The organism is Vibrio splendidus 12E03 (assembly GCF_000272105.2).
GTDB lineage: Bacteria > Pseudomonadota > Gammaproteobacteria > Enterobacterales > Vibrionaceae > Vibrio > Vibrio splendidus_I.
The window spans coordinates 1-1,152 of sequence record NZ_AJZD02000180.1; the positions used below are offsets into that span (position 1 = coordinate 1).

Below are 1,152 nucleotides of genomic sequence, written 5' to 3' on the forward strand. Positions count from 1 at the left end.
TTTAAGGCTAAGTGAGTAATTACTTTCATACGACAACCTTAGCTTGGTTAACGGTTTTTAAATCTATGGTTCGAGTGAACAGTTTTTCTAATGTTGGATCGTGACTAACAAAGATCAGGGTAGAACCCGCCTGATTCGCTTGTTCTAGCAACAGTTCGATAAAGGCTTCTCGGTTGTCATGATCCAGAGCCGATGTCGGTTCGTCGGCAATAATGATTTTGGGTTGGCCGATCAAAGCACGAGCGGCAGCAACACGTTGTTGTTGACCAATACTCAACTCGGTAACGGGTTTGTCCATTAGGGCTTGAGGTAGCTTTAATCTGAGCAACAACTCTTGAGCGGTTGCTTGCAGGCTGTTCTGACTTTCAGTGACTTGCTGCTTACGAATCTTAGAAAACTGACAAGGAAGCGTCACGTTGTCGATCACAGACAGGTAAGGAAGCAGGTTAAACTGTTGGAATATATAACCAATATGATCGGCTCTGAATTTGTCTCTCTGGCGAGGTGTTAGCTGTGTGAGATCTTGGCCAAGGATAGATACTTCGCCTTGTTCAGCTTGGTTGATTCCGGTCAGTAACCCTAACAATGTTGATTTCCCGCAACCACTAGGCCCTTTGATGAAAAGGTGCTCTTGGGCTTGGATATGCAGTGAAGGGATCTCTAGCGTTGGGGGCAATTCAGGCTTCCAACGAAAGCTGATATTTTCGAGTTTGACGACAAGTGATGAACTGTCAGAAGACATATTAGCTCCAATAATTAAAGCGGTGTATCTACTGGACAGTTATTAGAATAATAAATTCCCAGAGCACACCGATTTGTACAACCAAGTAAGTGAATACTTACTTGGCTGCTTATCTACGTTTAATTCAATCTAATGCTAATTAGAATCGAAAACTAATACGATCTGCGTTAAGCACTTCTTGAATTTGAGCACTGTCAGTTAGCAGGTTCACAGTCATTGATTTTGTGTTGCTGAACTTAGAGAACCACTGAGTATTCACGGTATCCAGTTTTTCAATGTCAGAACATTGGTAGTGGTACTCGACAGTGAACTCACCGTGCCCACCTTCTGAGTGATCATGGCCTTCATGGTCATCATGATCGTGTTCAGCATGGTTATGGCCTTTGTGGTCGTCATGATCGTGTTCTGCG

At 43.4% G+C, this 1,152-nt stretch carries 2 protein-coding genes; both read right to left on the minus strand.

What is annotated here, in order from left to right; genetic code table 11:
- Positions 1 to 25 precede the first annotated feature (25 nt).
- The gene (locus tag A142_RS12545) at positions 26 to 742 is read right to left on the minus strand and encodes an ABC transporter ATP-binding protein (protein ID WP_019824198.1); all 717 of its coding nucleotides are present in this window, start codon (positions 740 to 742) and stop codon (positions 26 to 28) included.
- Between the two features lie 139 nt (positions 743 to 881).
- Positions 882 to 1,152: ZrgA family zinc uptake protein (locus tag A142_RS12550; protein ID WP_019824200.1), on the minus strand; the 271-nt coding region annotated here is incomplete at its 5' end.

Coding starts and splice junctions, on each gene's coding strand:
- A142_RS12545 (WP_019824198.1), bottom strand. CDS start 742: ATGTCTTCTGACAGTTCATCACTTGTCGTCAAACTCGAAAATATCAGC.